Source organism: Amaricoccus sp. (assembly GCF_036846665.1).
GTDB lineage: Bacteria > Pseudomonadota > Alphaproteobacteria > Rhodobacterales > Rhodobacteraceae > Amaricoccus.
Genome location: NZ_DAIUBO010000388.1, coordinates 1 through 2,065, shown reverse-complemented (window position 1 = coordinate 2,065; position 2,065 = coordinate 1). Strand labels below are relative to the sequence as shown.

General features: G+C 66.9%; 1 tRNA gene and 3 pseudogenes. 1 reads left to right on the top strand and 3 read right to left on the bottom strand.

Annotated features, from left to right (window positions below):
• Positions 1-9: 9 nt before the first annotated feature.
• Both V7050_RS20650 and V7050_RS20645 read right to left on the bottom strand, forming a co-directional pair.
• A tRNA-Gln gene (locus V7050_RS20650) sits at positions 10-83 on the bottom strand.
• A 62-nt stretch (positions 84-145) separates the two neighbouring features.
• A pseudogene (locus V7050_RS20645) lies at positions 146-378 on the bottom strand (ISAs1 family transposase); the annotation flags it as partial.
• A 3-nt stretch (positions 379-381) separates the two neighbouring features.
• Between V7050_RS20645 and V7050_RS20640 the strand changes: the two are divergent.
• Positions 382-621, top strand: a pseudogene (locus tag V7050_RS20640) (transposase); the annotation flags it as partial.
• 1,246 nt (positions 622-1,867) lie between these two features.
• Here V7050_RS20640 and V7050_RS20635 read toward each other — a convergent pair.
• Positions 1,868-2,065: pseudogene (locus V7050_RS20635) on the bottom strand (tripartite tricarboxylate transporter permease); the annotation flags it as partial.

The window sequence follows — 2,065 nt, the reverse complement described above, 5'->3', positions numbered from 1 at the left end:
ATGTTAGGCTGGCTGGGGAACCTGGATTCGAACCAGGACTAACGGAGTCAGAGTCCGTGGGTCTACCGTTAACCTATTCCCCAATCACCTCCCCCGTACCGAATTCAAACCTTGAACGCAAGCGCCGCCATGCTCGCCGACAGGGCTATCGCATTTGGCCGATGATGGTTCGTGCGAAGGCATCGGACCAACCGGAGCGTTTGCGCTTTCGGGCGACGGACATCTTCGGCCTTGCCTTGTTGAGGAGGTTGAAGGTGAGGCGCCGGAGGATGGCGAGGTTCTCCGGGCCGTTGTCGCGGCGGTTTCGGGCGCGGTCCTCGTCGAAGGTGACGTCGAGCACGGAAGTCGCAGCGCGTTCTCGATTGCCCAGTGGGCGCGGACGAGGCTGTCGCCCCGTGGGACGTGGTCGCCGACGCGCTGCGTGACAGGCAGCCCAGGCTCGGCGCGCTGATGGACGCCTCCCGCGAGGACGTGCGCGCCGAGATGGACTTTCCCAAGGGGCATTCGTCGCAGATCGAGTCCACCAACCCTCTCGAGCGGGTCAACCGCGAGATCGAGCGCCGGTCCGATGTCATCGGCGTCTTCCCCAACAACGCCGCGATCATCCGCCTCGTCGGCGCCCAGACGGCCCAGGGCCTCGGCGGCCTCGGTGCCAAAACCGGCGGAACGGATTTCTCGCGGCCGGGCGTGCCCGACGACTGGCGGTTCGGGCGTTTCGATTTCAACTACCGGCGGCCGCTCGGCGAACAGGCGAGCCTCAGGCTGCGCGCCGCGGGGCAGTACGCAGTCGACCCGCTGCCCGGCGCGGTGCCGTTCTCGGGGGGCGGCGATCCCTACGACTGGGCCTTCACTGGCCGGGGAATCGCCGCCGACAAGGGCGCCGCGACCGCGATCGAGGCCACCTGCGATGTCCCGACCGGGCACGATGGCAGCCGGGCTGGCAGCTGCGCGGATTCGCGGACTATGGCGGTGTCTGGAACAACGATCCAAGTGGCGACGTCGTCGGTCACGATGCTTTCGGCTCGCTCGGGATCGGCTTCGCCGGCGGTGTTGGTGCCGTCGGCGTGACGGTGGCGGTCGCGACCCTGTGGCTGAGTTCCGACCACGCAGTGGACCCGCGAACCGGCGTCTCCTTCAGCGTGGCATTGGACGGGAGCGAGGGTACGTGGTGCCTCTGGTCTCGCGCCACCCCTGCAGCCGACCTGGTCCACGTATCCCCGAAGACCGCGACGGGATCGGCGACAAGAACACATGGGTCGGTAGCGCGTTTCCGCCGGCAGTACGGAAAAAGGGCGGATTCCGTTGAAAAACCCGGAGTCGAGGTAGTTGCCAGTCGCTGATTCAGTTCTCCCGAGCAGTCGGGAGTGCTGGCGATGATGGGTCCGCGGCAGATGGCGCAAGGTGCGCTGTTCTACGAGTTTTCGATCGAGGATCACGTGCCGGTCGATCATCTGCTTCGTCAGATCGATCGCTTCGCCGGCGAACTTTGCACGGGCATTTCGTTCAGCGACGGGAACGAGTCCCGGCGAACTCGATGGTCCCGCTCGAGTCGAGTCCAATTTCCCGATACCATTGGCTCGTCCGGGGCGCCGCGATCACAAGGACGCCGGGAATACCCGTGCAGGCCGTGCCCCCCATCGCGTCCGGCCCGACCTCGTCTCGCCGGAGGAGGCGCTGACGTCGATCGCGATCATCGCGGCGAGTGGGGTGCAGGAGATCCGGTCGAGGCCGCCCAGCTTGACCTGGGCGACCCCGCCACTTCCTTGGTCCAGCCGAACCCCTGCTCGATCCGCTTGCGGATGCGCAGGCTGCCCGGCCGACCAAGCCGCGAGTAGACCGCGGTGCGCGAAGCATCGGGCCCGGGCGTTCAATCGACAGTGGTGGCGCCGCCGGGCTCCTCCTCGGACATGTGCATGCGGCGCTTGATGCGCTTGCCGACCAGGATCGGCAGCACGAAGCCGACGACGGCGATGGTCCAGAGGATGATGGCCAGCGGCGAGGTGAAGAGCACGGTCCAGTCGCCGTCGGAGATGGTCATGGCCCGGCGCAGGTTCGCCTCCATGAG